Source organism: Acidithrix sp. C25 (assembly GCF_904848545.2).
The window spans coordinates 1,223,329-1,249,956 of sequence record NZ_CAJHCI020000002.1 but is presented as its reverse complement, the minus strand read 5'-3'; the positions used below and the strand labels follow the sequence as shown (position 1 = coordinate 1,249,956).

Annotated in this window: 21 protein-coding genes, 2 tRNA genes and 1 pseudogene; 8 read left to right on the top strand and 16 right to left on the bottom strand. The window is 45.8% G+C overall.

The genetic code is table 11. From position 1 onward, the window contains the following. Window positions 1-473: 473 nt before the first annotated feature. The 3 genes from ACIDITHRIX25_RS98600 to istA are packed head-to-tail and all read right to left on the bottom strand — an operon-like array spanning window position 474 to window position 3,149. Complete coding sequence (locus ACIDITHRIX25_RS98600) at window positions 474-815, bottom strand: hypothetical protein (protein ID WP_201733516.1); 342 nt, start codon at window positions 813-815, stop codon at window positions 474-476. Then, the gene (gene istB / locus ACIDITHRIX25_RS98595; protein ID WP_082058385.1) at window positions 812-1,612 is read right to left on the bottom strand and encodes an IS21-like element helper ATPase IstB; all 801 of its coding nucleotides are present in this window, start codon (window positions 1,610-1,612) and stop codon (window positions 812-814) included. Before istB ends, ACIDITHRIX25_RS98600 begins: the two co-directional genes overlap by 4 nt. After that, complete coding sequence (gene istA, locus ACIDITHRIX25_RS98590; RefSeq protein ID WP_201733515.1) at window positions 1,560-3,149, bottom strand: IS21 family transposase; 1,590 nt, start codon at window positions 3,147-3,149, stop codon at window positions 1,560-1,562. The genes istB and istA overlap by 53 nt, the downstream gene beginning before the upstream one ends. Before the next feature lie 169 nt (window positions 3,150-3,318). Here istA and ACIDITHRIX25_RS98585 point away from each other — a divergent pair. Continuing rightward, window positions 3,319-3,982: pseudogene (locus ACIDITHRIX25_RS98585) on the top strand (IS1595 family transposase); the annotation flags it as partial. Between the two features lie 5 nt (window positions 3,983-3,987). After that, window positions 3,988-4,179: a transposase gene (locus ACIDITHRIX25_RS98580; protein WP_201733514.1), complete on the top strand. Its 192-nt coding sequence runs from the start codon at window positions 3,988-3,990 to the stop codon at window positions 4,177-4,179. A gap of 167 nt (window positions 4,180-4,346) precedes the next feature. On the opposite strand, the gene ACIDITHRIX25_RS98575 is transcribed toward ACIDITHRIX25_RS98580, so the two are convergent. From ACIDITHRIX25_RS98575 to dnaA, 13 genes are all read right to left on the bottom strand, one after another. Beyond that, the gene (locus ACIDITHRIX25_RS98575; RefSeq protein ID WP_201733513.1) at window positions 4,347-6,542 is read right to left on the bottom strand and encodes an IS1634 family transposase; all 2,196 of its coding nucleotides are present in this window, start codon (window positions 6,540-6,542) and stop codon (window positions 4,347-4,349) included. A 240-nt stretch (window positions 6,543-6,782) separates the two neighbouring features. Then, a complete protein-coding gene (gene ltrA / locus ACIDITHRIX25_RS98570; RefSeq protein ID WP_201733475.1) occupies window positions 6,783-8,051 on the bottom strand; it encodes a group II intron reverse transcriptase/maturase in 1,269 nt (422 codons plus the stop codon). Window positions 8,052-8,726: 675 nt separating this feature from the next. Further along, window positions 8,727-9,968: a group II intron reverse transcriptase/maturase gene (gene ltrA / locus ACIDITHRIX25_RS98565; protein ID WP_201732520.1), complete on the bottom strand. Its 1,242-nt coding sequence runs from the start codon at window positions 9,966-9,968 to the stop codon at window positions 8,727-8,729. Window positions 9,969-10,684: 716 nt separating this feature from the next. Continuing rightward, on the bottom strand, window positions 10,685-11,953 hold the full coding sequence (gene ltrA, locus ACIDITHRIX25_RS98560) for a group II intron reverse transcriptase/maturase (protein WP_201733475.1): 1,269 nt from the start codon (window positions 11,951-11,953) through the stop codon (window positions 10,685-10,687). Between the two features lie 968 nt (window positions 11,954-12,921). After that, a tRNA-Ala gene (locus ACIDITHRIX25_RS98555) sits at window positions 12,922-12,997 on the bottom strand. A 90-nt stretch (window positions 12,998-13,087) separates the two neighbouring features. After that, window positions 13,088-13,161: transfer RNA gene (locus tag ACIDITHRIX25_RS98550), tRNA-Ile, on the bottom strand. 35 nt (window positions 13,162-13,196) lie between these two features. Continuing rightward, window positions 13,197-13,628 carry a DUF3566 domain-containing protein gene (locus tag ACIDITHRIX25_RS98545; protein ID WP_201733512.1) on the bottom strand — a complete coding sequence of 144 codons (432 nt, stop codon included), beginning with the start codon at window positions 13,626-13,628 and terminating at the stop codon, window positions 13,197-13,199. A 65-nt stretch (window positions 13,629-13,693) separates the two neighbouring features. Then, a complete protein-coding gene (gene gyrA, locus ACIDITHRIX25_RS98540) occupies window positions 13,694-16,156 on the bottom strand; it encodes a DNA gyrase subunit A (RefSeq protein ID WP_235347729.1) in 2,463 nt (820 codons plus the stop codon). 102 nt (window positions 16,157-16,258) lie between these two features. Then, window positions 16,259-18,199, bottom strand: a complete 1,941-nt coding sequence (gene gyrB / locus ACIDITHRIX25_RS98535) for a DNA topoisomerase (ATP-hydrolyzing) subunit B (protein ID WP_052605627.1) — start codon at window positions 18,197-18,199, stop codon at window positions 16,259-16,261. Further along, window positions 18,189-18,530, bottom strand: coding sequence for a DciA family protein (locus ACIDITHRIX25_RS98530; RefSeq protein WP_152625999.1), 342 nt, complete (start codon window positions 18,528-18,530; stop codon window positions 18,189-18,191). Before ACIDITHRIX25_RS98530 ends, gyrB begins: the two co-directional genes overlap by 11 nt. Window positions 18,531-18,547: 17 nt before the next feature. Next, window positions 18,548-19,597, bottom strand: coding sequence for a DNA replication/repair protein RecF (gene recF, locus ACIDITHRIX25_RS98525; protein ID WP_268749153.1), 1,050 nt, complete (start codon window positions 19,595-19,597; stop codon window positions 18,548-18,550). A gap of 138 nt (window positions 19,598-19,735) precedes the next feature. Next, window positions 19,736-20,839: a DNA polymerase III subunit beta gene (gene dnaN, locus ACIDITHRIX25_RS98520; protein WP_052605630.1), complete on the bottom strand. Its 1,104-nt coding sequence runs from the start codon at window positions 20,837-20,839 to the stop codon at window positions 19,736-19,738. Between the two features lie 227 nt (window positions 20,840-21,066). Further along, window positions 21,067-22,482, bottom strand: coding sequence for a chromosomal replication initiator protein DnaA (gene dnaA, locus ACIDITHRIX25_RS98515; protein WP_052605631.1), 1,416 nt, complete (start codon window positions 22,480-22,482; stop codon window positions 21,067-21,069). Window positions 22,483-22,743: 261 nt separating this feature from the next. On the opposite strand from dnaA, the gene rpmH reads away from it, so the two are divergent. From rpmH to ACIDITHRIX25_RS98485, 6 genes are all read left to right on the top strand, one after another. Further along, a complete protein-coding gene (rpmH, locus tag ACIDITHRIX25_RS98510) occupies window positions 22,744-22,878 on the top strand; it encodes a 50S ribosomal protein L34 (RefSeq protein WP_082058636.1) in 135 nt (44 codons plus the stop codon). 296 nt (window positions 22,879-23,174) lie between these two features. Then, the gene (gene rnpA / locus ACIDITHRIX25_RS98505; RefSeq protein WP_160291806.1) at window positions 23,175-23,501 is read left to right on the top strand and encodes a ribonuclease P protein component; all 327 of its coding nucleotides are present in this window, start codon (window positions 23,175-23,177) and stop codon (window positions 23,499-23,501) included. A 42-nt stretch (window positions 23,502-23,543) separates the two neighbouring features. Next, window positions 23,544-23,777 carry a membrane protein insertion efficiency factor YidD gene (yidD, locus tag ACIDITHRIX25_RS98500; protein ID WP_052605633.1) on the top strand — a complete coding sequence of 78 codons (234 nt, stop codon included), beginning with the start codon at window positions 23,544-23,546 and terminating at the stop codon, window positions 23,775-23,777. Further along, complete coding sequence (locus ACIDITHRIX25_RS98495) at window positions 23,774-24,775, top strand: YidC/Oxa1 family membrane protein insertase (protein ID WP_052605634.1); 1,002 nt, start codon at window positions 23,774-23,776, stop codon at window positions 24,773-24,775. The genes yidD and ACIDITHRIX25_RS98495 overlap by 4 nt, the downstream gene beginning before the upstream one ends. A gap of 44 nt (window positions 24,776-24,819) precedes the next feature. Next, the gene (jag, locus tag ACIDITHRIX25_RS98490) at window positions 24,820-25,815 is read left to right on the top strand and encodes an RNA-binding cell elongation regulator Jag/EloR (protein WP_052605635.1); all 996 of its coding nucleotides are present in this window, start codon (window positions 24,820-24,822) and stop codon (window positions 25,813-25,815) included. 17 nt (window positions 25,816-25,832) lie between these two features. Next, entirely contained in the window at window positions 25,833-26,471 is a 639-nt protein-coding gene (locus ACIDITHRIX25_RS98485) for an RsmG family class I SAM-dependent methyltransferase (RefSeq protein WP_201733511.1), read from the top strand. The last annotated feature ends 157 nt before the right edge of the window (window positions 26,472-26,628 follow it).

Sequence of the window (26,628 nt, the reverse complement as noted above, 5' to 3'; positions counted from 1 at the left end):
AATCTTTGGACCACAGCACCAGTATCTTTGGACCACTGTACCGAAGTCTTTGGACCAGACTTTCCTGATCCCTTTAACCTATCTCTAAGTTACCTCAATCCCGGTAGATGTCAGGCTAGAAGGTCCCTTAATTAATGCCTAAATGGCTCGTCTTTTTGATATTTATTTGTCCATAGTCCTCTCGTTGTTGGATTAGAAAGTTGTCTTTCGCTTTTCTGAGGATTACGGACAACTCTAAGCCAGGAGTAGCACGAGGGGTAACTGGTCCCAATGGGTAGTTTCGGAACCAGTTACCCTTCTTTTTATTATTTGTTTATCGGTAGTAGCGATAGCGGTGGGCCCTGTGGTCGAGATCTGGCACCTGCATGTAAACGCGAAGCGCTTATTCACATGTGTCAGATTATTTGCGAGGCAAGCGTGCAGGCGTCCACCGCTCACTAAAGATGGCCTGATCTTTAGTTTGTTAGATTCGCTTAACCAACGGTTAGCTCGTCATAGGCAACTGCGCCATCACAATGAGGACACAGTCCTCCAAAGCCAACACGACGCATGAATTTCTGACATTCGTCGCAGCGTTGCTCCCCGAGGGCTCGCTCCCCGCAGATATCACACTCATATACAGTGATTGGCTTTAGCGGCTGTTTCTTACCTACAACAGGTACCTTGGATTGGCTGTTGTCGCGTCGAGCTCGATAAGCACTAGCTCTACAACGCTCTGAGCAGTAGGTCTTACGACCCGATACTAAGAAATCACTATGGCAAACCGGACAAGCTATCGTGACGCTATCGTGACGCAACGGGATTTCGTTACTCATGAGCCGTCTCCCATTTCGCTATGTTGTGCTCGTATCTTTCGCATTGACTCGCCTTTCATCTCGAGGCGCATTGAGTCATGAACGAGACGATCGAGTATTGAGTCTGCAACTGTTAGATCTTCAAAACTTTGATACCAAGTGCTAACGGGAAGTTGTGAGGCGATGATGGTAGATCCAACACCAATGCGCTCGTCAAGAATATCTAGTAGCTCTCGGCTACCCCGTGATGCAATTGGTGCTAGACCAAAGTCGTCTATCAAGATAACGTCCTTGGACCTTATCTTGGTGAGGAACGACTTGTAGGTGCCATCGGCTCTTGCTATGGTTATCTGTTCAAGTAGATGCGACAGTCGAAAGTAACGCACTGTATGGTCCGCCACGATTGCGCTATGGGCTATAGCACAGATCAGATAGGTCTTACCGCAACCAGTAGGACCGGTAACTAAAAGGTTATGGTGACGTCTTAGAAAACCAAGTGAGAGTATCTCGGCTACCTTGGCCTTAGGAACACCCCGATCAACTGAAAAGTCTATTTCGCCTGGATGAGCTAAAACTTTTAATTCCGCCTCTTTTATACGTCGTTGGATCCTACGATTAACCCTTAGATCAACTTGTGCACCAAGGATCATGGCCAGCCTCTCTTCGAATCCCAATGACAGTGAGGCTGGTTCATTTAATTGCCGATGAAACTCTTCCAGAGCGCCCGATAGTCCTAGGCTATTTAGGTGTTGGGTAACTATGGCCTCAGATGACATCTTCCATACCTCCGTAGTAGCAGGCACCCCGGATGTTGTCATGAGTTGTGATGCATGGCAAATTTGGGGTTTCAATTACCTCTGTCTCAAAGAGTCCCTTGGAAGCGATGCTCCTAAGAGAAGATGACTTAGTGGATCCAATAGCTATTGCATATGCGCACGATTGCTCACATACTTGAGCTCCGTAGAGTTTGGCTACTTCAGCTATCTGAGCTAAAGAGCCAATTGCTAATCCAGTAGATGGCCCCACTCTATCTAGGATTACCTCGGCGAAGCTAACTGCTGATGGGCCTATATTTTTGATCTGCGTAATCAGTCCATCGATGGATGTGGATCTTTGATAGATGAGGTGATTTTGTGGCATATGTGCTTCGATGGTGGTGTATTTTCCAGATAGCATCGATCTTGTATGAATAGCCACGCAGTTGCTACCTTCATAGATCTCAATCGTATCGATGGTTGCCTTAGCACTTAGGGAGCTATTTGCTAGGCGGTATGGAACGCTGTAGTAGTTTCCTGCTACCTTGACGTGGTAGTTGGATCCTGCTCTGGCATTAGACCAGATACCGAATTGGAACTTATGAGGAGGAAGTGGAGCTAGGCAGTTAGCTTCGAATTCTACGAATCTATCCTCGCGAGAGAAGTCCTGGCCACCTATCTTGTTGTTATTTAGCCGATTGATCCCATCTAAAAGTGCTACATTGAGCTCAGCTATAGAGTAAAAGCGTTGATTTCTCAGTCTCCCGAGAATATCTCTTTGTACATAGCCAACCATCTGCTCTACGCGAGCTTTGTCTTTTGGCCTGCGAACCCTGGTCGGAGCTATTAAAGTACCAAGATGGTTGGCAAATTCCTTGAAAGAATTATTTAGCTTCAGCGCAGTCTTAGGACCTTTGGCGGTAGTTACCGCTGCAGCCATATTGTCTGGGACTAATCGACCTACAACACCGCCAAAGAAGTAGAGAGCCCTTTCGGTTGCATCTATCACACAAGATACATCTTGATATCTGGTAGCCCAAATAAATGTCTTGCCTGAAAAGGCAAGAGTAGCAACAAAAATAGAGGCTTGGTAGTCGGGATCACTAGCACCTGGCGATGAGTAGATTCCCACCTTATCCCCAGCGAAGTCAATCAATAGCTGATCCCCTGGTACATGCTCTAAGTGCATCGTGAGACTACGGTCTTTTTTGGCTTGACGGATAAATTCGGCAAATTGCGAATATCCATAGTGCTCATCGGGAAATTGCTCACAATACTCGTCAAAAAGTACTTTACGAGTTGGTGGATTCGGCTTGGCTAGCTCTGTGAGTATCGCATCCAAATTCGGCATTACCGCTCCATTGGATTTTGGACCCGGACTATTTGGATAGCAGATAGCAGAGAGTGCCTCATCGTCAAGGTCGCATGCCTCTTGGATACTAACGCCTGCTTTGGCGAGCCTATCGAGATGTCGACTTACGCTTTGGTGTGAGATACCAAGCGATGTTGCTATCTCTCTATTGCTGTAACTACCCTTGGCTACAAGAGCCAATAAATTACGGATATCTTTCATATCCACCTTCCATTTCTTTGAAGCCATTTATGTTCATTCCTCCTTTGGCGTCCACATTTTTTGGGACGCCAAAGCAAGTTAATCAGATAAAGAATCAGGTGGTCCAAAGATTTCGGCGAGGTGGTCCAAAGATTGTGGAATCATGGTCCAAAGATTTCAGCGAGGCGGTCCAAAGATTGTGGAAAAGTCAAGAGCCCTTGCTAAATTCGTTGAAGTATCTTATTCGACTGGCTGGTTGATGCTAAATAAGCTACCTAAGGCAATGGCTGAGCGTAATAGCTGAGCGTAATGGCTGACCGAGATGGTTTATACAAACTTGGAGAAAACGCCTGAGTAGATGAGTTCTTTTTAGATGGTGAGAGCCATGGCGAAGGCAGAAGAGGAAAGGGAACAAAACAAACCAATGTTCTAATTGGAGTGTCGATTAGCAATGGTGCTCCTACTCATTGCTTCATGGAAGTAATCAAAGATACCACTGCTAAATCACCCAAAGATGTTTTTGTGAGACGTTGAGATTCTAATACCAAGCTGATAAGTAATGGTAACCCAAGTTACGGGGTATGTGCTGAAAGACCTTGGACTAGCGCACTGGTTCACTCTATCCAAAGACGAACAAGCACATGTAACATTCAAATGGCTCAACATCCTGATAGGGAACTGCAAGAAATTTATCGACGGAACATACCACGGACGTGAGGAACATAAGCAACTTATGCCTCGAGGAATTTGCATACCGATTCAACCCAAGGCACTTTGAAATGTCCTTGGTAGAGCGACTTCTCAATACATGTGTGTTTGCGTCTCCACATCCGCTACTCCGCGAATCTGACTCCAAAATGGCTCTTGCTTACGAAACTTGATAAGTATGTTTAAAAAGATCATGGCCTTTCACGAAGAACGAATGACCAATGGTCCTACCGAAGGACTCAACAACTTGATCAAAAGAGTAAAGCGTGTAGCTTTTGGCTTTACCAACTTCGAAAATTACCGCATAAGAGCACTACTCTATGGCGGAAAGCCCAACTGGAGAGTACTTGATTCCATCGTGGTGAAATAACTAAGCCACCAATACCCACTTTCATTTACCAAAGACAACAAACAACAAGATGATCATCATGTTAGTGATGCCCTTTGTTTTGGCGTATCTGAGTTGACTAACCCTACTTTCGGCAACCACCCCATGAAAGCCCAGGTAATGACCATATTGGTGTCTGGATTTGGGCACTACAGTTGAGCAATCACCTTCTTGGTTCGAGCTAGGGTATCTACTACTCCAAGAATAGAGTAGATCTCTTTTTGGGTAGAGTTTGGAGTAGAGGAGATACGAAGGTTATGTAGACGTTTGTTATCATCTAACATCGTTACGTTCAAGCGGCTATGGGTAGACACTTGAGCAAGAATGCTGTGAACACTTCTTTTGTCACCGGCTTGAGATAAGCTAAGTGCAATTGCTCCATAGAGGTGATAAGCAACTACTGAAATAAATAGATGAGCAGCGGTACGACTAGCTAGTTGGTGATAGATCGGTCTCATCCCTAGATTGCTCTTTAGGGCTTTGAATGCATCCTCTACCTTTGTTAGGGTCATATAGAGCTTCCAGATCTCTTCTGGTTCTAGATCGTTCCTATTGGTCTCAATCACATATGCACCATAGAGAGTCTCAGCTGCTTCTTTTACTTTTGGTTTCTCAGTCAAAACCAGCTCTTTGACTTTTTGGTCATCGCCAGTTATGGCATCTATCTCATAGCGACGTGCAATAGAGCGATGCTCTTGCTTTAGCTTTCCTATTCTTGAAGCCACAGTTGTGGCATTGGAATATTGACCACGCTTAACTGAGTCAGCTAGTTTGTCAAATGCACTCTGGAACTTAGTTTGCATACCTATAGCAATTGCCTCTTCTTTATCCCTGCGACGCTCTGAGATACATAGGATCTGCTTTATCTTGTTGTCCATGGAGTCACTTGCGTATGGTTGAGCTCTATTGGAATGGTTGGCTTGGGGTTCATTGCTCTGGGGTTCGTTGACAATTGACTCGACACCGAGGGAATCGCCGCCAAGTGACTCGTTGGCTTGTGGAGGGCCATACATGGAATCGATACCGAGGGAATCGCCGCCAAGCGACTCGTTGGCTTGTGGAGGGCCATCCATGGAATCGACAGTAACCGACTCATTGCCCGACTCGGCAGCTTCTACCTCAGCACCCGCCTCGGCAACTTCTCCCTCGGCAACTTCTACCTCAGCACCCGCCTCGGCAACTTCTCCCTCGGCAACTTCTACCTCAGCACCCAGGTCATCACCCAGTTCTTTGATGTAGATGCTCTCATTGGAGGAGTTCTTGATCTCTAAGAAGGTATCTTTTCCTTGGCGTAGTTCAGCTAGATAGTGTCTAGCTGCATTAGCGCGTGTAATTACCAGATAGCTAAGACCATAGGACTCAATCAGTGCGATGTTGTCATAAGTTGCTATCCCTCTATCCATGATAACCGTTGGGAGATCTTCGCTAAAGAGTCCCTGTCTTAGGTGACTAGAGATACTAGATAAGACATCACCAAGGGTTTCAGGCTCTGACTGATTACCGGGATATATGTGGCTATAGATCGGTAGTCCACGATCATCCACCAAAAGGGCAAGACTTACTAAAGTACAGTCGAAGCGCTTCTCTTTGGAGTGGCCATATTGGGCTAGATCATTACCAAGTGTTCGTCCCTCAAAATAGGCATTGGTAAGATCAAATAAAAAGAGACGCTTATTAGTTGGGTAAAGCTCATTCTCGGCTTTGATAAGTGCCATCTCGATTGAGTCTTTAGCTTCGTAGATAGCATCAGCTATCTCATAAATAGCATCTTTACCGATATTGCTAAGGTCTTGGTCTACCAATTCATAGAGTGCAGAGTCCTCTTTTAGGAAGCGATGTGTTTCAAGATCAGAAGAAGGAGCAACCAAACGAGCACATATTACAGCTTTAGCAATTGCTGTCTCTTTTTCACTAAGGCCACACCGTAGTAGTTGCTCTTTGATCTTCAATCTGTCATAGAAGCTACTAGCTATTAGTTCAGGACCTAAGCGCCTAATATCAGATGCCTCTAGAGATGATGTATTGACATTTAGGAACTCGGCATCTTTTGTGATTACTTCAGAATCGGAGCGAAGTGTTTGAGTAACAGAAAAGCTAGATAGAACTTTATCGGCTATCGACTTTAGTTCTAGGTCACCTTCAAACAGAGACTCAGAGCCAGCTAGTCTCATCGTCAATATCTGAGCTAGCTTCTTGTAGTCCTTAGGATCGATCTCAAGTCGTCCTAGATCCATAACTATCTCTTGGCGTACTTTGTCTCCTTCGCGATAAGACCTAACTAACTGATGCTTTATATATTTAGTTCCAGTTGCCTTATTCTTAGTGGTCTTCTCGCGAATGAACATATAACAAGTATACCAGATGAATTACCTTGTAGGTCAATATTCATAGCTAACTCTAAGCTTAGGGCACTACATTCGCCACTTGAGAAAACCGAACTTCATCTACCAGCATCTCCAAATAGGGGTTACCCCCAAATAGGGGCTAAAAGGGGGCTTAAACGGGGTCTTGGGGGGAATTCAGTCGAGTGGCGGGGAGGAACTTCCCCTCCCCGCTCTCACAGAACCGTGCGTGAACCTCTCAATTCACACGGCTCCTAGCGAACCGACTTTTGGTATTACCCCAAATGACCAGTGAGCCCAAAGATTGGGTTCACGTTCGGCTATTTGAGATAGGTATTTCCAAGCATTTGCTCGTATGCTAAGTCGCCTGTACTTTTTGCGTGCCCATCTAATCAAATAGATATTGATACGTCGGAGGAGTTGGCCTAATCTGGATTTGTAGAAGCGTCCATAGTAGTTGATCCAGCCTAAGATCACCGGGTTGTAAAGCCTGGCGAGTTCGGCTATGGTTTGGCCTGTTTGGAGGTGAATACGAAACCGCCTAAGTTCTCTGCCCATTTCTTCTACCGCTTTATCTGAAGCCGCTGGCAGGAAGTTGTTAAACTGCTGCTTGAACTTATTGCGGGCGTAGCGTGGTGCAAAGGTAAATCCTAGAAAGTCAAAGCGTATTTGTTCGAACTCTCCTTTACGGTTGGAGTCCTTACAATAGACGATTTTGGTCTTTTGTGGATGTAACTCCAACTTGACCTGCGTCATTCTCTGACCTATAGCCTCTAGGATCTCTTCGGCTCGTTTCTTTGTTTTCACATGTACCAAAAGGTCATCCGCGTATCGTTCAAACGGGGCATAGGGTAAGTTCTTTACCATCCATTTGTCAAAAGCGTAATGTAAGAACAGATTCGCCAAAATCGGAGAAATCACCCCGCCTTGGGGTAATCCTTGCTCTCGATCTATTAGTTGTCCATCTTTGTTTTGCATTGGAGCTTTCAACCAACGTTTGATGTAGAGAATTATCCATGGCTCTGATACGTGCATAGAGACAGCTTTTAGCAGCAGTTCATGATCTATTGTGTCGAAGAAGGCCTTGATATCTAGATCAATGACCCAATCGTACTTCCAACATCTCTTGCGTGCTTTTTCAATGGCATCATGGGCTGAGCGATTCGGCCTGTAACCATAGGAGTCTTCGTGGAAGACCTCTTCCAATCTTGGCTCTATGTAGGCTTTAGCTACCCCTTGGGCGATGCGATCTTTGACGGTTGGAATACCTAGGATTCTTTTACCGCCATCTGACTTGTCTATCTCGACATATCTAGTTGCCGCTGGAAAATAACTTCCAGAAGCCATTCGATTCCAGAGTTGGTAGAGATTGTTCTTTAGATCCATCTCAAAGACTGAGATGGACTGCTTATCAATCCCTGGTGCTCCTCGATTGGCTTTTGCCTCTTTGTATGCTTTAAGTACGACGTACTTGTCGATATCAAAAGCTTTTTCTTGTCGTGGTCTTGTCATTTGATCCCTCCCCCTCAACTTTTACCTTGAGAAGTTGTTCATTTGCATTTCCTGTTCACTCCATCCCCTTGGCTCCATCCTCATTACAAGGACTTCGTAGCTACTACGGGATGGTCCGCCCCCAATCCATAGGCATTTGGTACTTTCCCTCTTGTTGATCTGCAACTTGTAGGTTTTTCCTCATCTATGGGCTTAGCCCATGTGGGCTTAGCCAAGAACGTCTAGGACTGGGTTCTCATGTTCCACATAAACGCCTGATGTTAAGCTCACGCCACCTACACGCCGGATGCCCAAGGAGCACTAATTGGGTTAGTCTCCAAGTTGTCCCGAAAGTTCGACGTCCCTCGGTTTCGACATCATCCATACCAATTTCGAACGCTTCGTCAGTGGTTTGTTTTCACTCGTCTTCTTAACTCATACCTGAAAGAGTCATTGCTCTAACTTTTCCGTACCGCTTTGGACAACAGTCTTTAGCTAATGCCCCGTACGGTGGTTTGGAATCTCCTCCCAAAAGGCGATCCCGGAGGGCCTACCTCCATCATCTATGTAGCATTGCAGTGTGATTGTTATCAGCTTCTACATGATTTACAACCTCTTTCATTCATGACGCACGTCGAGTGGCGGGGAGGAACTTCCCCTCCCCGCTCTCACAGAACCGTGCGTGAACCTCTCAATTCACACGGCTCCTAGCGAACCGACTTTTGGTATTACCCCAAATGACCAGTGAGCCCAAAGATTGGGTTCACGTTCGGCTATTTGAGATAGGTATTTCCAAGCATTTGCTCGTATGCTAAGTCGCCTGTACTTTTTGCGTGCCCATCTAATCAAATAGATATTGATACGTCGGAGGAGTTGGCCTAATCTGGATTTGTAGAAGCGTCCATAGTAGTTGATCCAGCCTAAGATCACCGGGTTGTAAAGCCTGGCGAGTTCGGCTATGGTTTGGCCTGTTTGGAGGTGAATACGAAACCGCCTAAGTTCTCTGCCCATTTCTTCTACCGCTTTATCTGAAGCCGCTGGCAGGAAGTTGTTAAACTGCTGCTTGAACTTATTGCGGGCGTAGCGTGGTGCAAAGGTAAATCCTAGAAAGTCAAAGCGTATTTGTTCGAACTCTCCTTTACGGTTGGAGTCCTTACAATAGACGATTTTGGTCTTTTGTGGATGTAACTCCAACTTGACCTGCGTCATTCTCTGACCTATAGCCTCTAGGATCTCTTCGGCTCGTTTCTTTGTTTCCACATGTACCAAAAGGTCATCCGCGTATCGTTCAAACGGGGCATAGGGTAAGTTCTTTACCATCCATTTGTCAAAAGCGTAATGTAAGAACAGATTCGCCAAAATCGGAGAAATCACCCCGCCTTGGGGTAATCCTTGCTCTCGATCTATTAGTTGTCCATCTTTGTTTTGCATTGGAGCTTTCAACCAACGTTTGATGTAGAGAATTATCCATGGCTCTGATACGTGCATAGAGACAGCTTTTAGCAGCAGTTCATGATCTATTGTGTCGAAGAAGGCCTTGATATCTAGATCAATGACCCAATCGTACTTCCAACATCTCTTGCGTGCTTTTTCAATGGCATCATGGGCTGAGCGATTCGGCCTGTAACCATAGGAGTCTTCGTGGAAGACCTCTTCCAATCTTGGCTCTATGTAGGCTTTAGCTACCCCTTGGGCGATGCGATCTTTGACGGTTGGAATACCTAGGATTCTTTTACCGCCATCTGACTTGTCTATCTCGACATATCTAGTTGCCGCTGGAAAATAACTTCCAGAAGCCATTCGATTCCAGAGTTGGTAGAGATTGTTCTTTAGATCCATCTCAAAGACTGAGATGGACTGCTTATCAATCCCTGGTGCTCCTCGATTGGCTTTTGCCTCTTTGTATGCTTTAAGTACGACGTACTTGTCTTTTGTCAAAAGCTTTTTCTTGTCGTGGTCTTGTCATTTGATCCCTCCCCCTCAACTTTTACCTTGAGAAGTTGTTCATTTGCATTTCCTGTTCACTCCATCCCCTTGGCTCCATCCTCATTACAAGGACTTCGTAGCTACTACGGGATGGTCCGCCCCCAATCCATAGGCATTTGGTACTTTCCCTCTTGTTGATCTGCAACTTGTAGGTTTTTCCTCATCTTTGGGCTTAGCCCATGTGGGCTTAGCCAAGAACGTCTAGGACTGGGTTCTCATGTTCCACATAAACGCCTGATGTTAAGCTCACGCCACCTACACGCCGGATGCCCAAGGAGCACTAATTGGGTTAGTCTCCAAGTTGTCCCGAAAGTTCGACGTCCCTCGGTTTCGACATCATCCATACCAATTTCGAACGCTTCGTCAGTGGTTTGTTTTCACTCGTCTTCTTAACTCATACCTGAAAGAGTCATTGCTCTAACTTTTTTAGTACCGCTTTGGACAACAGTCTTTAGCTAATGCCCCGTGCCATTATCGATAAGGTGGTTTGGAATCTCCTCCCAAAAGGCGATCCCGGAGGGCCTACCTCCATCATCTATGTAGCATTGCAGTGTGATTGTTATCAGCTTCTACATGATTTACAACCTCTTTCATTCATGACGCACGTCGAGTGGCGGGGAGGAACTTCCCCTCCCCGCTCTCACAGAACCGTGCGTGAACCTCTCAATTCACACGGCTCCTAGCGAACCGACTTTTGGTATTACCCCAAATGACCAGTGAGCCCAAAGATTGGGTTCACGTTCGGCTATTTGAGATAGGTATTTCCAAGCATTTGCTCGTATGCTAAGTCGCCTGTACTTTTTGCGTGCCCATCTAATCAAATAGATATTGATACGACGGAGGAGTTGGCCTAATCTGGATTTGTAGAAGCGTCCATAGTAGTTGATCCAGCCTAAGATCACCGGGTTGTAAAGCCTGGCGAGTTCGGCTATGGTTTGGCCTGTTTGGAGGTGAATACGAAACCGCCTAAGTTCTCTGCCCATTTCTTCTACCGCTTTATCTGAAGCCGCTGGCAGGAAGTTGTTAAACTGCTGCTTGAACTTATTGCGGGCGTAGCGTGGTGCAAAGGTAAATCCTAGAAAGTCAAAGCGTATTTGTTCGAACTCTCCTTTACGGTTGGAGTCCTTACAATAGACGATTTTGGTCTTTTGTGGATGTAACTCCAACTTGACCTGCGTCATTCTCTGACCTATAGCCTCTAGGATCTCTTCGGCTCGTTTCTTTGTTTTCACATGTACCAAAAGGTCATCCGCGTATCGTTCAAACGGGGCATAGGGTAAGTTCTTTACCATCCATTTGTCAAAAGCGTAATGTAAGAACAGATTCGCCAAAATCGGAGAAATCACCCCGCCTTGGGGTAATCCTTGCTCTCGATCTATTAGTTGTCCATCTTTGTTTTGCATTGGAGCTTTCAACCAACGTTTGATGTAGAGAATTATCCATGGCTCTGATACGTGCATAGAGACAGCTTTTAGCAGCAGTTCATGATCTATTGTGTCGAAGAAGGCCTTGATATCTAGATCAATGACCCAATCGTACTTCCAACATCTCTTGCGTGCTTTTTCAATGGCATCATGGGCTGAGCGATTCGGCCTGTAACCATAGGAGTCTTCGTGGAAGACCTCTTCCAATCTTGGCTCTATGTAGGCTTTAGCTACCCCTTGGGCGATGCGATCTTTGACGGTTGGAATACCTAGGATTCTTTTACCGCCATCTGACTTGTCTATCTCGACATATCTAGTTGCCGCTGGAAAATAACTTCCAGAAGCCATTCGATTCCAGAGTTGGTAGAGATTGTTCTTTAGATCCATCTCAAAGACTGAGATGGACTGCTTATCAATCCCTGGTGCTCCTCGATTGGCTTTTGCCTCTTTGTATGCTTTAAGTACGACGTACTTGTCGATATCAAAAGCTTTTTCTTGTCGTGGTCTTGTCATTTGATCCCTCCCCCTCAACTTTTACCTTGAGAAGTTGTTCATTTGCATTTCCTGTTCACTCCATCCCCTTGGCTCCATCCTCATTACAAGGACTTCGTAGCTACTACGGGATGGTCCGCCCCCAATCCATAGGCATTTGGTACTTTCCCTCTTGTTGATCTGCAACTTGTAGGTTTTTCCTCATCTTTGGGCTTAGCCCATGTGGGCTTAGCCAAGAACGTCTAGGACTGGGTTCTCATGTTCCACATAAACGCCTGATGTTAAGCTCACGCCACCTACACGCCGGATGCCCAAGGAGCACTAATTGGGTTAGTCTCCAAGTTGTCCCGAAAGTTCGACGTCCCTCGGTTTCGACATCATCCATACCAATTTCGAACGCTTCGTCAGTGGTTTGTTTTCACTCGTCTTCTTAACTCATACCTGAAAGAGTCATTGCTCTAACTTTTCCGTACCGCTTTGGACAACAGTCTTTAGCTAATGCCCCGTACGGTGGTTTGGAATCTCCTCCCAAAAGGCGATCCCGGAGGGCCTACCTCCATCATCTATGTAGCATTGCAGTGTGATTGTTATCAGCTTCTACATGATTTACAACCTCTTTCATTCATGACGCACGCCGAAACTGGGGCTAAATAGTTCCATACGGTCTCATCCACAGCGCAACTATCGATACGTATCGGATAAAGAAGATCACTTAGGGCTAGATAAAGAGTCTTACCGCGTATGAAATCGAGTACCCCACCCCGGCAGAAACGCAAGAGCCGCTTTCATGGTCTGTCGCCCGGTCTAAATAACTGGGGTCACGAGCTTCTACACATTTCATTAAATGTTTTTAAAGACCCAAAGTTCTTATCGTGCAGGCGTCACTTATCAGTTGGGGGAGGTTGGAGAACCACATGATGGTTGGGAGAGCCAAATAACACATGGACCCCGCTAAAAGCTGAAGGGCCAATATATCTCATAGGGATACCTGGTGGAGATGAGGGGACTCGAACCCCTGACCCCCTGCGTGCAAAGCAGGTGCTCTTCCAGCTGAGCTACATCCCCAGATTTTCAACAAGAATAAATCTAATTAACCTATCCCTGTTGTTCTTGATTATCTCAAGAGTGACCATCTAGATATCAAAATATATCTAGTGGGGCTAGCTGGACTCGAACCAGCGACCTCAGCATTATCAGTGCTGCGCTCTAACCAACTGAGCTATAGCCCCAAAAAAGTCACATGAACAACTTAGCAGGTAAATGACTACTTGCTGTCGTCCATGATGCTAATACCTATACCGTTGCCTATTTCAGAGGACAGGTTATAGAGTACCCCGCCGACAAAAGTTACAACCGTAGAGATCAAAACCCATACCGCGCCAAAGCTTAGTTGGATAACCATAACCTGTGACAGTGAAACACTGTAATTAGTTGTGCCGAACAACTGATCAACCAGGTGATTCAATTTAATAATATATCCGCCTGATGCCATTACCGACCAGATAACGAGCGTTGCCAAACTTCCAACAATAACTAGACCCAGGTAAAAAAAGAAGGAGACCTTCAAAAGGGAGACTAATGATATGTGCTTAATTTTTATCCGCTGCGTCGGCTTGGGTTGCCGACGCTGCTTTTGCTCTCGCGCGATTATCTGGGGCCGCGCAGGCCGTTGACGTGTAGCTCTTTCAGTTACCATCTCTTTAGGATGTTACCTTTCATACTCTTGGCGCCTCGGTGTTATGTCGGCACTTATCCGCCGTCTTATTCGGACTCTATCGGTACCACAGGTGTAACCGAACTTACAAACTGAGTCGAATCTAGTTCGATTATCTTAACACCCGTCGCGTCTCTACCCTGATCAGCAATTGAAGATACCGTAGTTCGAATTGTCGTACCTCCAGATGCTACTACAATCACCTCATCGTTAGCAGATGTAGCAAAAGCTGCAACAAGCTCTCCTCGGGCATGTGTCAATCGAATTGCACGGACACCTTGACCACCTCTGGTCTGAACGCTAAATCTCGCCACCTTTGTCCTCTTGGCAAAACCGGCTCCTGTAACCATTAAAACTTCAGATCGAGTACCGGTTTCAATCGCTGCCACTACAGTATCATCAATTCGAAGACGAATGGCTCTCACCCCAGATGCACTTCTGCCCACTGGCCTCACATCCGATTCGGCAAACCTTATTCCCATGCCGTGTTTCGTCAAGACCAATATGTCACTATCGGGCGCTACCACCAAGACCTTTACCAATTCATCACCATCACGTAGTGCCAAAGCGATCAGACCTTCACGGCGTGACTTATCGTATTCAGCTAACCTAGTCTTTTTGACTAAGCCCATCCTGGTAAAGAAGACCAGGAATGAATCTGGATAATATGTTTGGGTATCCAAAACAGTTGCAACAGATTCATCAGCATCTAAAGCAAGCAAGTTGACAAGTGCCATCCCTCGAGCTGTTCTCTCCCGCACACCAAGTTCATGGGTCTTAATTCGATAGACCTTACCTTTGTTGGTAAAGAAGAGAAGATAGCTATGCGAATTGGTATGAAGAACCTCAGAGACAACATCTTCGTCTTTGACCTTGGCTCCTTGAACGCCCTTTCCGCCACGGGCCTGGGTTCTAAATGAGTCAGAACTCATGGCTTTGATATAGCCACTCTTGGTTAAGATTACAACCCGCGGTTCATCTTCGATAAGATCCTCGTCACTAAAGTCACCTGGATCTGTCACAATTTGGGTACGCCTTGGATTCTTAAATTCATCCCGAACAGAGATCAGTTCGGACTTTACAACCCCATTTACGGCTTCGTCATCGGCTAAAAGACTCTCTAAAAAGGCAATTGTTTCTCTAAGGGCCAAGATCTCATTTTCAAGTTCAGTGCGACCAAGTCTTGTTAGACGCCCAAGTGTCATATCTAGGATGTGGTTAGCTTGAATTTCACTAAAAAGAAAGGGCTCGCCCATAAGTCCGCTTCGAGCACTTTGTCGATCGTCTGAAGCCCGAATAAGTGTAATAACTGCATCTAGTTGATCGATACATCGAAGTAAACCTTCAACGATATGCGCCCTAGCCCTAGCTTTAGCGAGTCGAAACTCACTTCGTCGCCTAACTACCTCAATTTGATGATCTATGTAGGCTCGTAAAGCTTGAACAAGATTCAAGGTTCTTGGAACACCATCCACGATCGCTAGCAAGTTGACGCTAAATCGCGACTCCATTGGAGTCAACTTGAAGAGATTATTTAAGACGACATTGGGATTGGCATCTCTTTTTAGGTCGATAACCAGACGGTTGACTCTTCCCGCTGAGTCGTTTTGTACCTCTCGAATTCCTTCGAGTTCACGGTTGTTAGCGAGTTCCGCTACCTTGCGTTCGATCTGCTCTACCGATGTTTGGTATGGAATTTGAGTTACTACTATGCGATGGCCGCCGGTGCGAGTCTCCTCGATCTCTGCGAGTGCCCGCATCTTGATTGAACCCCTACCTGTTCGATAAGCATCAATTATTCCTGCGCGTCCCAGAATCTGAGCACCAGTTGGGAAATCTGGCCCTTTAACGAAGGTCATCAAATTGTCTGGCGTAGCCTCTGGATTATCAATCAGGTAGATCGTTGCGTCAACAACCTCCTCAAGGTTATGAGGAGGAATATTGGTGGCCATTCCAACCGCGATACCCTGAGAACCATTGACCAGTAAGTTAGGAAAACGAGCAGGCAAAACAGAGGGCTCTTGCTCGGAACCATCGTAGTTCGGAATGAAATCTACAGTATCTTCATCGATTCCAGACATCAGCTGAAGAGCTAGCGGAGTCAGTCGGCACTCGGTATATCGAGCTGCTGCTGCACCAGTATCTGGATCTGGCGATCCAAAGTTACCATGACCATCGATCAACGGATGGCGTAGCGAAAAATCCTGCGCCATTCGAACCAATGCTTCGTAGATAGCCGAGTCACCATGAGGGTGAAACTTACCCATCACGTCGCCAACTACCTTGGAGCACTTTACATGAGGTCTATCGGGACGTAGCCCCTCTGCAAACATCGAATAAAGAATACGACGATGGACGGGCTTTAAACCGTCTCTAGCATCTGGAAGGGCTCGCGATACAATTACCGACATCGAATATTCTAAGAAAGATCTTTCCATCTCTTCTTGAATCTCAATCGGCTCCACCGAGCCGATTATTCCGCCATCTGAATCTGACGTTGAAGGACTCAACTGATAGCTCCTAACTACAACGACTAAAAACCTAAGGGATCATTTACCAAAATTGAAAAAGTAATGATCAACCAATTACACCTTCACCAAGATAAGGAGAAGCTAAATGTCTAAGAACCTAACGTCCTTGGCATTTGTCTGGATGAACTTTCGTCTCACTTCAACGTCATCACCCATCAAAACAGAGCAAACCTCGTCAGCGAGCGCTGCTTGTTCAACCGAAATCTGCAATAGTGAGCGCTTTGATGCATCCATGGTGGTATCCCTCAGCTCATCAAAGTCCATCTCGCCAAGGCCCTTGAGGCGTTGAAACTCATCTTTATGATTCGGAGAATTACTCAGAAAACGAACTCTAGCTGCCTCATCTTTTAGATAGATCTTGGATTTACCTACTCGTGTAGAAAAAAGTGGAGGTTGTGCAACGTAGACGAAGCCGCCCTCAACTAGGGCCCGCATCTGTCTAAAGAAGAAGGTCAATAACAAAGTGCGGATATGGGAGCCATCGACGTCTGCATCGGCAAGAATGATCACCTTGTGATATCGAATCTTACTTACGTCAAAGTCATCGGCCATCCCACCACCGATCGCTGAAATTAATGCCTGGACCTCTTGATTTTTGAGCATCTTATCCAAACGAGCACGTTCAACATTTAATATCTTGCCTCTAATTGGCAAAATTGCCTGTGTCTTAGGATCTCTAGCGTCCTTAGCTGAGCCACCTGCGGAGTTTCCTTCAACGATAAAGAGCTCGGATTCCGCTGCATTCTTTGAAGAACAATCCACCAACTTACCTGGCAATCCAGCGCCTTCAAGAGCGCTCTTTCGCCTGGTTAGGTCACGAGCCTGCTTGGCAGCTAATCGAGAACGAGCGGCTGCTATCGCCTTTGAGGTAATCAGTTGAGCTTCTTTGGGATTCTCTTCGAACCATTCACTCAGTCGTTCGTTTGAAGCTCGCTCAACCATCGATCGAATCGATGCATTTCCAAGACGTCCTTTGGTTTGACCTTCAAACTGAGGGTCTGTAAGGCGAACCGATATAATCGCCGAGAGGCCCTCTCGAACGTCTTCACCCGCTAAGTTCTCGTCTTTTTCTTTCAATAAAGCTCGCGAACGAGCATATTTATTTAGCACTGTCGTCAGCGCTTTGCGAAACCCCTCTTCATGAGCGCCTCCATCGATAGTTGAAATTCCATTGGCAAACGAGTGAATGCTCTCGTAGTATGCAGTATTCCATTGGAAAGAGATCTCAACTTCGGAAGTGTCTTCAGATGCTGAAAAATAACCAACTTTTTTGAATAACGCCTCTTTTGACGAATTCAAATGAGCCACAAAGTCGACTATGCCACCAGCATAACAAAAGCTCTCGCTTTGACTTCGTCCACTTCGCTTGTCGTAAAAATCTATTCTTAGGCTCTTATTCAAAAAAGCCATAATCTGAAGTCGCTCAGTAATGGTTTGGGCACGAAATTCAATGTCGTCAAAGATCGTAGAATCCGGGTAAAAGGTTACAGTAGTTCCATGGTCTCTGCCTCTAGATCGACCAACATCATAGAGGGCTCTTTCCACAGTTCCCCCGTCAACAAAGGACATCATGTAGGAGCGCTTATCTCGGTCTATCTCAAGAACCAACCTCGATGAAAGTGCATTAACAACTGAAACACCTACACCGTGCAATCCTCCTGAGACTTTATATCCCCCACCGCCAAATTTTCCACCGGCGTGCAAGACTGTGAGAACAACTTCGGCTGCACTTTTGCCTGGATAGCTTGGGTGTGGATCGACTGGAATTCCACGTCCATTGTCACTAACGCGAACTCCGCCATCCTCTAAAAGAGTAACTACGATATGGTCACAATGACCAGCCATGGCTTCATCAACGGCGTTATCAACTACCTCCCAGACCAAATGGTGCAAACCAGAGGTGCTTGTCGATCCGATATACATACCAGGTCGCAAGCGAACGGGCTCAAGTCCCTCTAGAACTGTAATAGAGTCAGCATTGTAAGCGGCTGTGACGCTTGTAGTCCCTAGATCACTTTCCAACGTTGTCACCTTCCAGATTTAGAGTTTGGGCCTTTACTCGCGATCGCAATTGCGTCTCAATGCCGGTAAAGCCATAACCACGACTTGTCAATTCAGCGATAATTTTGCGTGACGCCAAGGTAAGAGAGGTCTTCGTTGGTGGCGAATCCACAGCTACTACCAAGATACTATCCTTAACCAAAGTAGGCCTGGAATGTGCACCTATGAGAACTCCCACCAACTCGTTCCATGATTGAATAATCTCATCCAATAAAAGCGAGTCATTTTTATCAATCATCTTTTTTACGATTGCAATTGAATTCGTAAAAGGATGCAGACTTGCATCATCCATACTTTCGATCGACCTACTCACAGAAGTGAACCGCTTTCAATTACTAATTTTTGATTAACTTTTTCATCGATTTGATGATCAATACTTGTAGTCACAATGGCCTGTGCGCTTTTCGTCCGTTTCAATACCTTTTCAATTCTTTCCTCGTCAAGCTCTGAAAAGACGTCGTCCAATAATATGATTGGATCTTCACCGATTCGCGATCGCAACAACTCATGGAGCGCCATCTTTAACGAAAAAGCTAACGTTCGCTGCTCACCTTGAGATGCTTCATATCTAGCATTTAGACCATTGATCCTAAAGATAATGTCGTCACGGTGTGGCCCGACGCTCGTTATTCCTCGCCTAATATCGTCTCTTCGAGAATCTAACAGATCCGACATTAAGTTCGTACGAACAGAAGGCACATAACTTGTTAGGACCTTCTCACCTTTTCCCGCTATATCAGCATACAACTCATTTAGGATGGGCTCGATCCTAGACAGTAGGGAAAGGCGCATTCGAATCAGCCTTTCACCTTCAATTGCTAATGATTCGTCGAATATCTCCAAAGAATCATAGCCCACACTACCATCGCCTCGTTGTAGTGATTTGAGGATATGGCTTCGATGCTGAAGTAATCTTTCGTAATTGTCTACGGTCTCGCTCGCTCGCGGACCCATCAAAATCAAGGAGTCATCGATGAATTCCCGTCGATGAGCAGGAGATCCTGAGACAATCTCAATATCTGAGAGCGTGAAGACTGTGAGCGGAATCGCTCTAACTACATCTCTTCGTGGTGTTACATTCCGATTTAACAGGAGCCGATCGGAGCCTCCCCTATTTAGCGAGAGTTCCAAGAGAAGTTCGCGCTGGTTAGAAAAGATATTTGCCCTTACGATGGAGGATTCACACTCTTTTGTAATCATGGAATCCTTTGGCGCGCCCCTGAATGATCGACCAGTGATCGCATAGGAAAGAGCCTCGATAATAGAGGACTTTCCCTGACCATTGCGACCAACGATTGCTGTAACGCCCACGGAAGAAGGGGTAATCGTTACCGATCGTACTTTCCTAAAATCAGTAATCTCTACAAAGCCGACAAACAGCGCAATTCCATTTCACTAAGGGCAAAAAGATCCCTTCAACAAACGTCGATCAACTCTCGGGCAAAATAATTCCACAAAGAGCTAAAGATCCACTTACGCTGAGAGATGCTGGCCTGCCTACTGACGAATTGGCATTAGCAGATAAGTCAAGTCGCTATTGTCTGCGTTAGCAATTCTAACCGCCTTGTTGGTTGCAACTATTTCTAGAGCGGCATACTCAGATCCAACGGCATCGATTCCTTCATTTAGCAGTTCAGGATCAAAGGCAAGTGAAATCTCCTCGTCGCCGATGTAAGTTGCCTCTAGCTCTTCAGTGGCAGTTCCAACTTGAGGAATATGAACACTCATAAAGAGGCGTGTCTCCGTTATGTCGAGTCTCAGGTTAGTCATATCTCGATTTTCGCGAGCCATTCTTCGCAGTCGGCGTAGAGCTTCAACGATCTCACGCTTGGATACGACGAGCCGTTTTGGATAGCTGGGCTGGATTACCTGTCGATAATCGCGATATCTTTCTTCGATCAATCGAGTTACCAACAAAAAGTCACCAATCTCGAAGGCGGCTTCTTTATCACCCACAGATACACGAAGCTCTTCTTTTTGAGATCTAAGAGCTAGTAGTTTCTCAAGTTCGGTCAGCGAGCGAGCTGGCACAATAACTTCCGAATCGCTCTCGAGCAGATTCACTCCTCGAAGGTCTCGTATCGCCATACGTACTCCGTCTGTGGCAACCAAACGAAGGCCGCCATCGATGGCTGCAAATAAAACTCCCGTGTAGACAAAATCTCGAGCATCACCTTTAGCTGAAGCTCTAATCACCTGGGCCAAAGCTTCCTTTAGTTCGCCCGCATCCACGGTCACTGGAGCGACAGTCTCGTCTCTTAGATACGGTGGATTGAAGTCGGCCACGAGATTTACAGACATCTTGGCTCGTTGTGAACGCATGGTCAGTGCCATATCGTCAACATCAATTTCCACTATGCCTTCCCCAAGAGATTTAATTAGGTCGCTGGTCAGTGGAGTCGGAATAACACAACTTCCATCTTCGTGACCCAATACTTCAATTCTTACCTCAATTAAAATATCGGTTTCATGGGCGTAAATTACCAGATTGTCACCTGTTAAGTCTAAATGAACGCCATTTCCAAAAGATCGGCTCTCAAGTGCTCTGGATGCTATGCCGATACTTTCTGATAAGAGGTCTCTCTCGCAACTAAAACGCAACTAATAACTCCTTGAATTAAATTTAAATGATAACTGTAGTAATAGGGGCTGTGGACTGTGGATATCTAGCCATTGTTCCAGCTTGTGGTATATAACTTATCGGACTTTTTTCCACAGGGTTAGTCGAGGCTGTGCATGGTGTTTTTGCAGTTTCAAAAGATTGCTTACTTTTCATCTTGTTTTCAACATTCGTTTACCAATTATTCACAACTTATCCACAGGGTTATTCACAGCTGTTGACTTCTTATCTTAGATAGCAGAGCTGTGACGCGGTTATAGGTCTCTCTATCTTCGCTCATCTTGGATTCCACCTTGTTGACTGCGTGCATGACTGTGGTGTGATCTCGGTTTCCAAACTCTTTTCCAATTGCAGGGAAGCTCAGTGTTGTGAGCTCTCTAAAGACATACATAGCGACTTGGCGCGCCTCGACAAGCGGTCTCTTTCTTGATGAACCTTGGATCTCTAGAGGTGAGAGGCCATAGTAGGACGATATCGTCTCAATTATCTCCTGTGGAGTGATTGTCTTTGGAGTTGAGCCGTCAACTAAGTCCACTAAAAGCTCTCTGGCCAATGGAACTGTAATTTCGAGGTTATTTAGCGATGCGAAGGCGGAGACTCGAATAAGTGCCCCCTCTAGCTCTCTAATATTGTCTGAGATAGCTTGTGCTATAAACTCCAGTACGTCAAAAGGTACAGGATTTGGCATTAGCTCGGACTTTTTCCGAAGAATTGCCAGACGTGTTTCAACCTCTGGTGGCTGCACATCTGTTATCAGTCCAGACATGAAGCGACTTCGAAGTCGTTCTTCTAGGGTTGCAATAGCCTTTGGTGGGCGATCCGAGGTGATGACCATCTGTTTTCCGGCTGAATGTAGATGGTTGAAGGTGTGGAAGAACTCCTCTTGGAGAGATTCTCGGCTCTCGAGAAACTGGATATCATCGATCAGCAGTACGTCACATTCGCGATAGCGACGTTTGAAGGCCGTAGTGGTGTTTTTTCTAATTGCATCTACAAATTCATTTAGGAATGTTTCAGTGGAAACGTACCTAACAGTAAGGGCGGGATAGTTCTCAAGGGAGTAATTTCCAATCGCATTGAGGAGGTGAGTCTTTCCAAGACCTGCTTTTCCATGGATGAATAGGGGGTTGTAGCTTCTCGATGGAGTTTCAGCTACCGATAATGCAGCTGCATGGGCAAAGCGGTTGGAGCTACCGATGACAAATGCTTCAAAGGTGTGGGAGGGGTTGATAAGGCCACGAGACGTTTCGTTGGCTTTAGCAATTTTGGAATCTTTAGCGGAAAAGCCCCCCGAAGTGTTAGTCGGCTCAAAGAGAGGTGAAAGGGTATTTGAGCGAGTTGATCCAGAGGATCGTGGCGCTTCCACCTCTTCGATGTGTTTTTCTGCGCGAATAGTTACGTTTGCATTTGAGATGCCTATCGCCTCGAGTGCTTGTGTAATCGTCGTGAGATGACGTTCTTCGATTCGAGATTTTGCTATCGTCGATTGAACTACAAGCGTAAGAGATTCGCTTTCATCGTCGATTGGGATAATTGTCTCAAAGAGGGCATACCACGAGGACTCACTAATACGTTCGAGAATGTGTGGGCGACATAGTCTCCATATTTCATCAGCGTCGCGCATCGTGTCTTCCTCGTATTCGGTTTTTTGTTTCGTTTGTCTTTAGGGTATAAAAGTTGAGTTACCAATGTGAGATGGTGACTATGATTCTAGATAATTCGAAGTATGTAATTCTCCATCGATTCGCTATGAATTTGCTCTTGTGACCATCTTGTATGAGATGGCGGTTCGACCATGGGCTAGATAAGGCTATTATGGAATTTTGTTCATAAAGCGCTAATGCGCGATTCAATTCGAATTTTATGAGATTTTGGAGTAGTAACGATGAAGAGAACTTTTCAGCCTAACAATAGGAAGCGCTCGAAAAAGCACGGATTTAGACACCGTATGTCTACAAGAGCAGGTAGAGCCGTTCTCAAAGCCCGTCGACTCAAGGGTAGAGTAAATATTAGCGCTTAGGGATTAATGGATCTTTTTGATCATAGTCACCGCCCATATAGATCTAAATTTCATAGATAGCTCGATTTAATCTCTAAGTTTGCTCGATTTTTTTTACGAAATTGCCAGTTATTTAGGTAGCAAAATTAGTATCGACCGCAAAATTGAGTGTTGTTGTGGCAGTTTTGTAATATTTTTGCTATTTAATTTCAGTCTTGGCATTGCAAATCGTTGCAATAGATGATTTTGAGTTTATGTTCACAAGGTGACGTCCCTAGGTTTGTTGGGCGGAGTTGTTATTTCAGCGAGAGTTAATTGTGGACTCGATTAGAGAATCAAAGGACTTTCAAGAGGTTAGAAACCTTGGCAAACGCAGCCGAAAGCAGTGTTTGGCCCTTAGTTATCTCAATAAGGGCTCAGAGCTGTCGATCGGAATGGCAGTTCCAAGGAAGGTCGGCAAGGCTCACGTTCGAAATAAGATTCGGCGGCGAGTAAGGGAGATATTTCGTAGTCGCGAAGATGCTATAGGCTCTGGTATGTACGTTATATCTGTCTATCCTGGCGCCCATCTTCTGAGCTATGACGATCTCAAAGAGATGCTAGAAGATTTGATCGAGATTGTCAAGAAGAAAGCCATGGCCTAGTTGAGTTCCATGGTCGTAGTCCTAAGGTGAAGGTTTTTTGAGATGAAGAAGTTAGTGCTTGGTGCCATAGCAGGCTACCAAAAGGTTAGATTTGGCAGAGTGTCGCCTTGTCGCTACTTTCCTTCGTGCTCAGACTATAGCATTGAGGCAATTGAGACACATGGTTTAGCCAAAGGCGTTGGTCTTTCGCTCAAGCGTATAGCAAGATGTAATCCATTTGGTGGATCTGGGTTTGACCCAGTACCCGAAGCGAACGGTAAAAAGGTAGTTCGATGACTTATTTGGGTGATTTATTCAAGCCCCTATTCGACTTAATTGCAGGGCTAATCGCCTTCTATTATGGGTTTTTGCATAGTTACTCCCTATCAATTGGCCTGTTAACTGTAACGGTTATGGCTTTTTTGTGGCCCCTTACCGCCATGAGTACCAGATCGATGATCTCCATGCAAAAGTTGCAGCCTGAACTTAAGGCTCTTCAAGCTAAGCATAAGGGCGATAAGGTACGGCAAAATGAAGAGATGCAAAGGCTCTTTAAGGAAAATAAGGTCTCGCCAGCCGGTGGATGTCTGCCAATGCTATTGCAGTTTCCTGTTCTCTTTGTCATGTACGACGTTATTCGTGGACTTACCAACAAGTTGCCCAACGGTACCGCGGCACCTAAGTACGTGGGTCAGTCGACTTTGATCTATAAGAACCTAAAGGCCTCCAATGGCAATATGCACTCCATCGGACTGAATTTAGGTACTGCTGCTACGCACGTTCACACTGGTTTTATCAATGCTCTTCCTTATTACGGACTAGTCGCATTGGCGATTGGTCTGGTATTTCTATCAACCTGGCAGATTTACTCCAAAAATCCAGCTGCTGCAAATGCAAACCCGCAGCAGGCTGCGATTATGAAGTATTCGCCCCTAATTTATGGTGTAATTTACATAGGCATTCCAGCCGGTGTAAACCTTTACTTTGTAGTTTCGTCACTATTTAGAATTGTCCAGCAAGAGTTTATGTGGAGGAGAGATCCGGTTCTAAGGAGCCATTCAATCGATGCACGTAAGCAGGCCGATGAGATTAAAGCTCAGAAGGCTGCTGGGACATATGTGGCGCCTCCAAAGGTAGGTTTCATGGATCGAATGAAAGAGGCTCAGGGCCAGACCCAACCGAAGAATTCGGGAAATGGCGGAACTCCTCGTTCGGGAGGTGGAACTACTCCACCAAGACCGCGTCCAGCGACAAGTCGCAATGGTAACTCGCAAGCCAAGAAAAAGAAACGCTAGTTTGTTGCGGCTTTTATAGAATTCAAAGAGGATTAAATCAAGATATGGAATGGGTAGAGACTACAGGTCGATCTGTCGAGGAGGCAATGACAGCCGCTCTTGACCTTTTAGGGGTTGACGAGAGTGAGATTGATTTCGAAGTATTAGAGGAGCCAAAGACTGGCATGTTTGGTCGGACAAAGCGTGAAGCTAGAATTCGCGTTAGAGTTAAACCAAATATTCCTCGTTCCAAGGATGCTGCTCGCAGGACTAGGCGTCGGCGTGAGCGACCTGGTGGCTCCAGTGAACGAACATCGACCTCTAATGAGCGACCAACTGCTTCAAATTCAAGTACTCACACTAGCTCCAATGGCAGAGGGCGTTCAGAGGCTGCTTCAATCAACAATGAGAAAAACAACTATGAAAAGAGCGATGTTGTTGAAGAACGAGAAACTCCTGCTAGAGAAGTTTCAAATGAACGTAACGGAAGAAGGGTTCCAACAAAGATGACTGAAGAGGACTATCAAGATGAAGTCGAGGAGGCCATTCCGTTGGTCGATCAGGCGGGAGCTGCTCAAGAGTTTCTGGCTGGTTTGATGAGGGAGTTTCACATCCCAGGGCAGATCTCTGTTTCATCAATGGAAGACGACCAAATATCGATCGATATAACTGGAGATGCGAATTTTGGCCTTTTAATTGGACCTAAGGGGCTTGTAATGGCCTCAGTTCAAGAGTTGGCTAGAGCTTCTGTTCAAAATCGATTTCGTCGTGCCAATGCTCGCATCAATGTGGACATAGCGGGTTTTAGAGAGCGACGTCGAACTTCCTTGGAAGCCTTTGCTATCTCTGTAGCGAACCAAGTTAAGGTTTCTGATCGTCAAAAGGCTCTTGAAGCGATGAATTCATCGGATCGAAAGATTGTCCATGACGTTTTGAATGATATGGAAGGTATCTTTACCCGTTCAGAGGGGCGTGAACCACGTCGCTATGTTGTGGTGTCGCCTAGGCCATGGGAGTCAAATGGCGACTCTGAAGATTTTGACCGTGACCGTGACCGATAGGTTACGGTAGTCAAACTATGACAGATGCCTCAATTTCTGATTCCTTGGAGCCTTGGTATCAAGAGAGTCGGTTGATTGGCGGGATCGGTTCCGATAGCTTAGAAAAATTGCTAGAGATGGCCTCGAACTACATCGATGTAGTTCGAGGCCATCTTGGTTCGGGTAACCTTTCGATTTTAGATCTCGGCTCTGGAGTTGGTATTCCGGGATTATTGATGGCCCTTTTAGACGACGCTTTATTTGTTACTTTGGTCGATGGAATGGCGAAACGCTCTGCATTGGCAAGTCGATACTCGATAGAGTTCGCTTTAGCGGATCGATTGATCGCTCGAAACGGACGGGCTGAAGAGCTAGGAGATGTTCTTGGACGCTTCGACTGTGTGGTTGCTAGGTGCTTTGGAGCACCTCCGATATTGGCAGAGATAGCATCGGGTTTTATTAGACCCGGTGGGATCTTGCTAGCTAGCGAACCGCCGACGCCCACCGACGCCCAAGGCTTCGACAATACACGTTGGTCTGTGGCGGGACTTTCTAAACTTGGTTTTGGAGTTCCTACATTTGTTCATTTAGATTTTCACTTTGTAGTTATCCCCAAGCTTCAGGATCGTGTTAGAGGCCGTGCTTTTCGAAATATAGTGAAGAATCCACTCTGGTGACCTAAGGCCGCTAAAGGGCTATCAGAGGCCCTTAGGTTGGTAGACGTCTTCTGTAGGGTTCCACCTATCCGTTTTCGAGGTTTCAGGGTCTTTTTGGTGAGTTTGGATCCGCTTTGGCTGGTTGCCTAGCCGCCGTTATCTTTGTAGCGATCTTGCT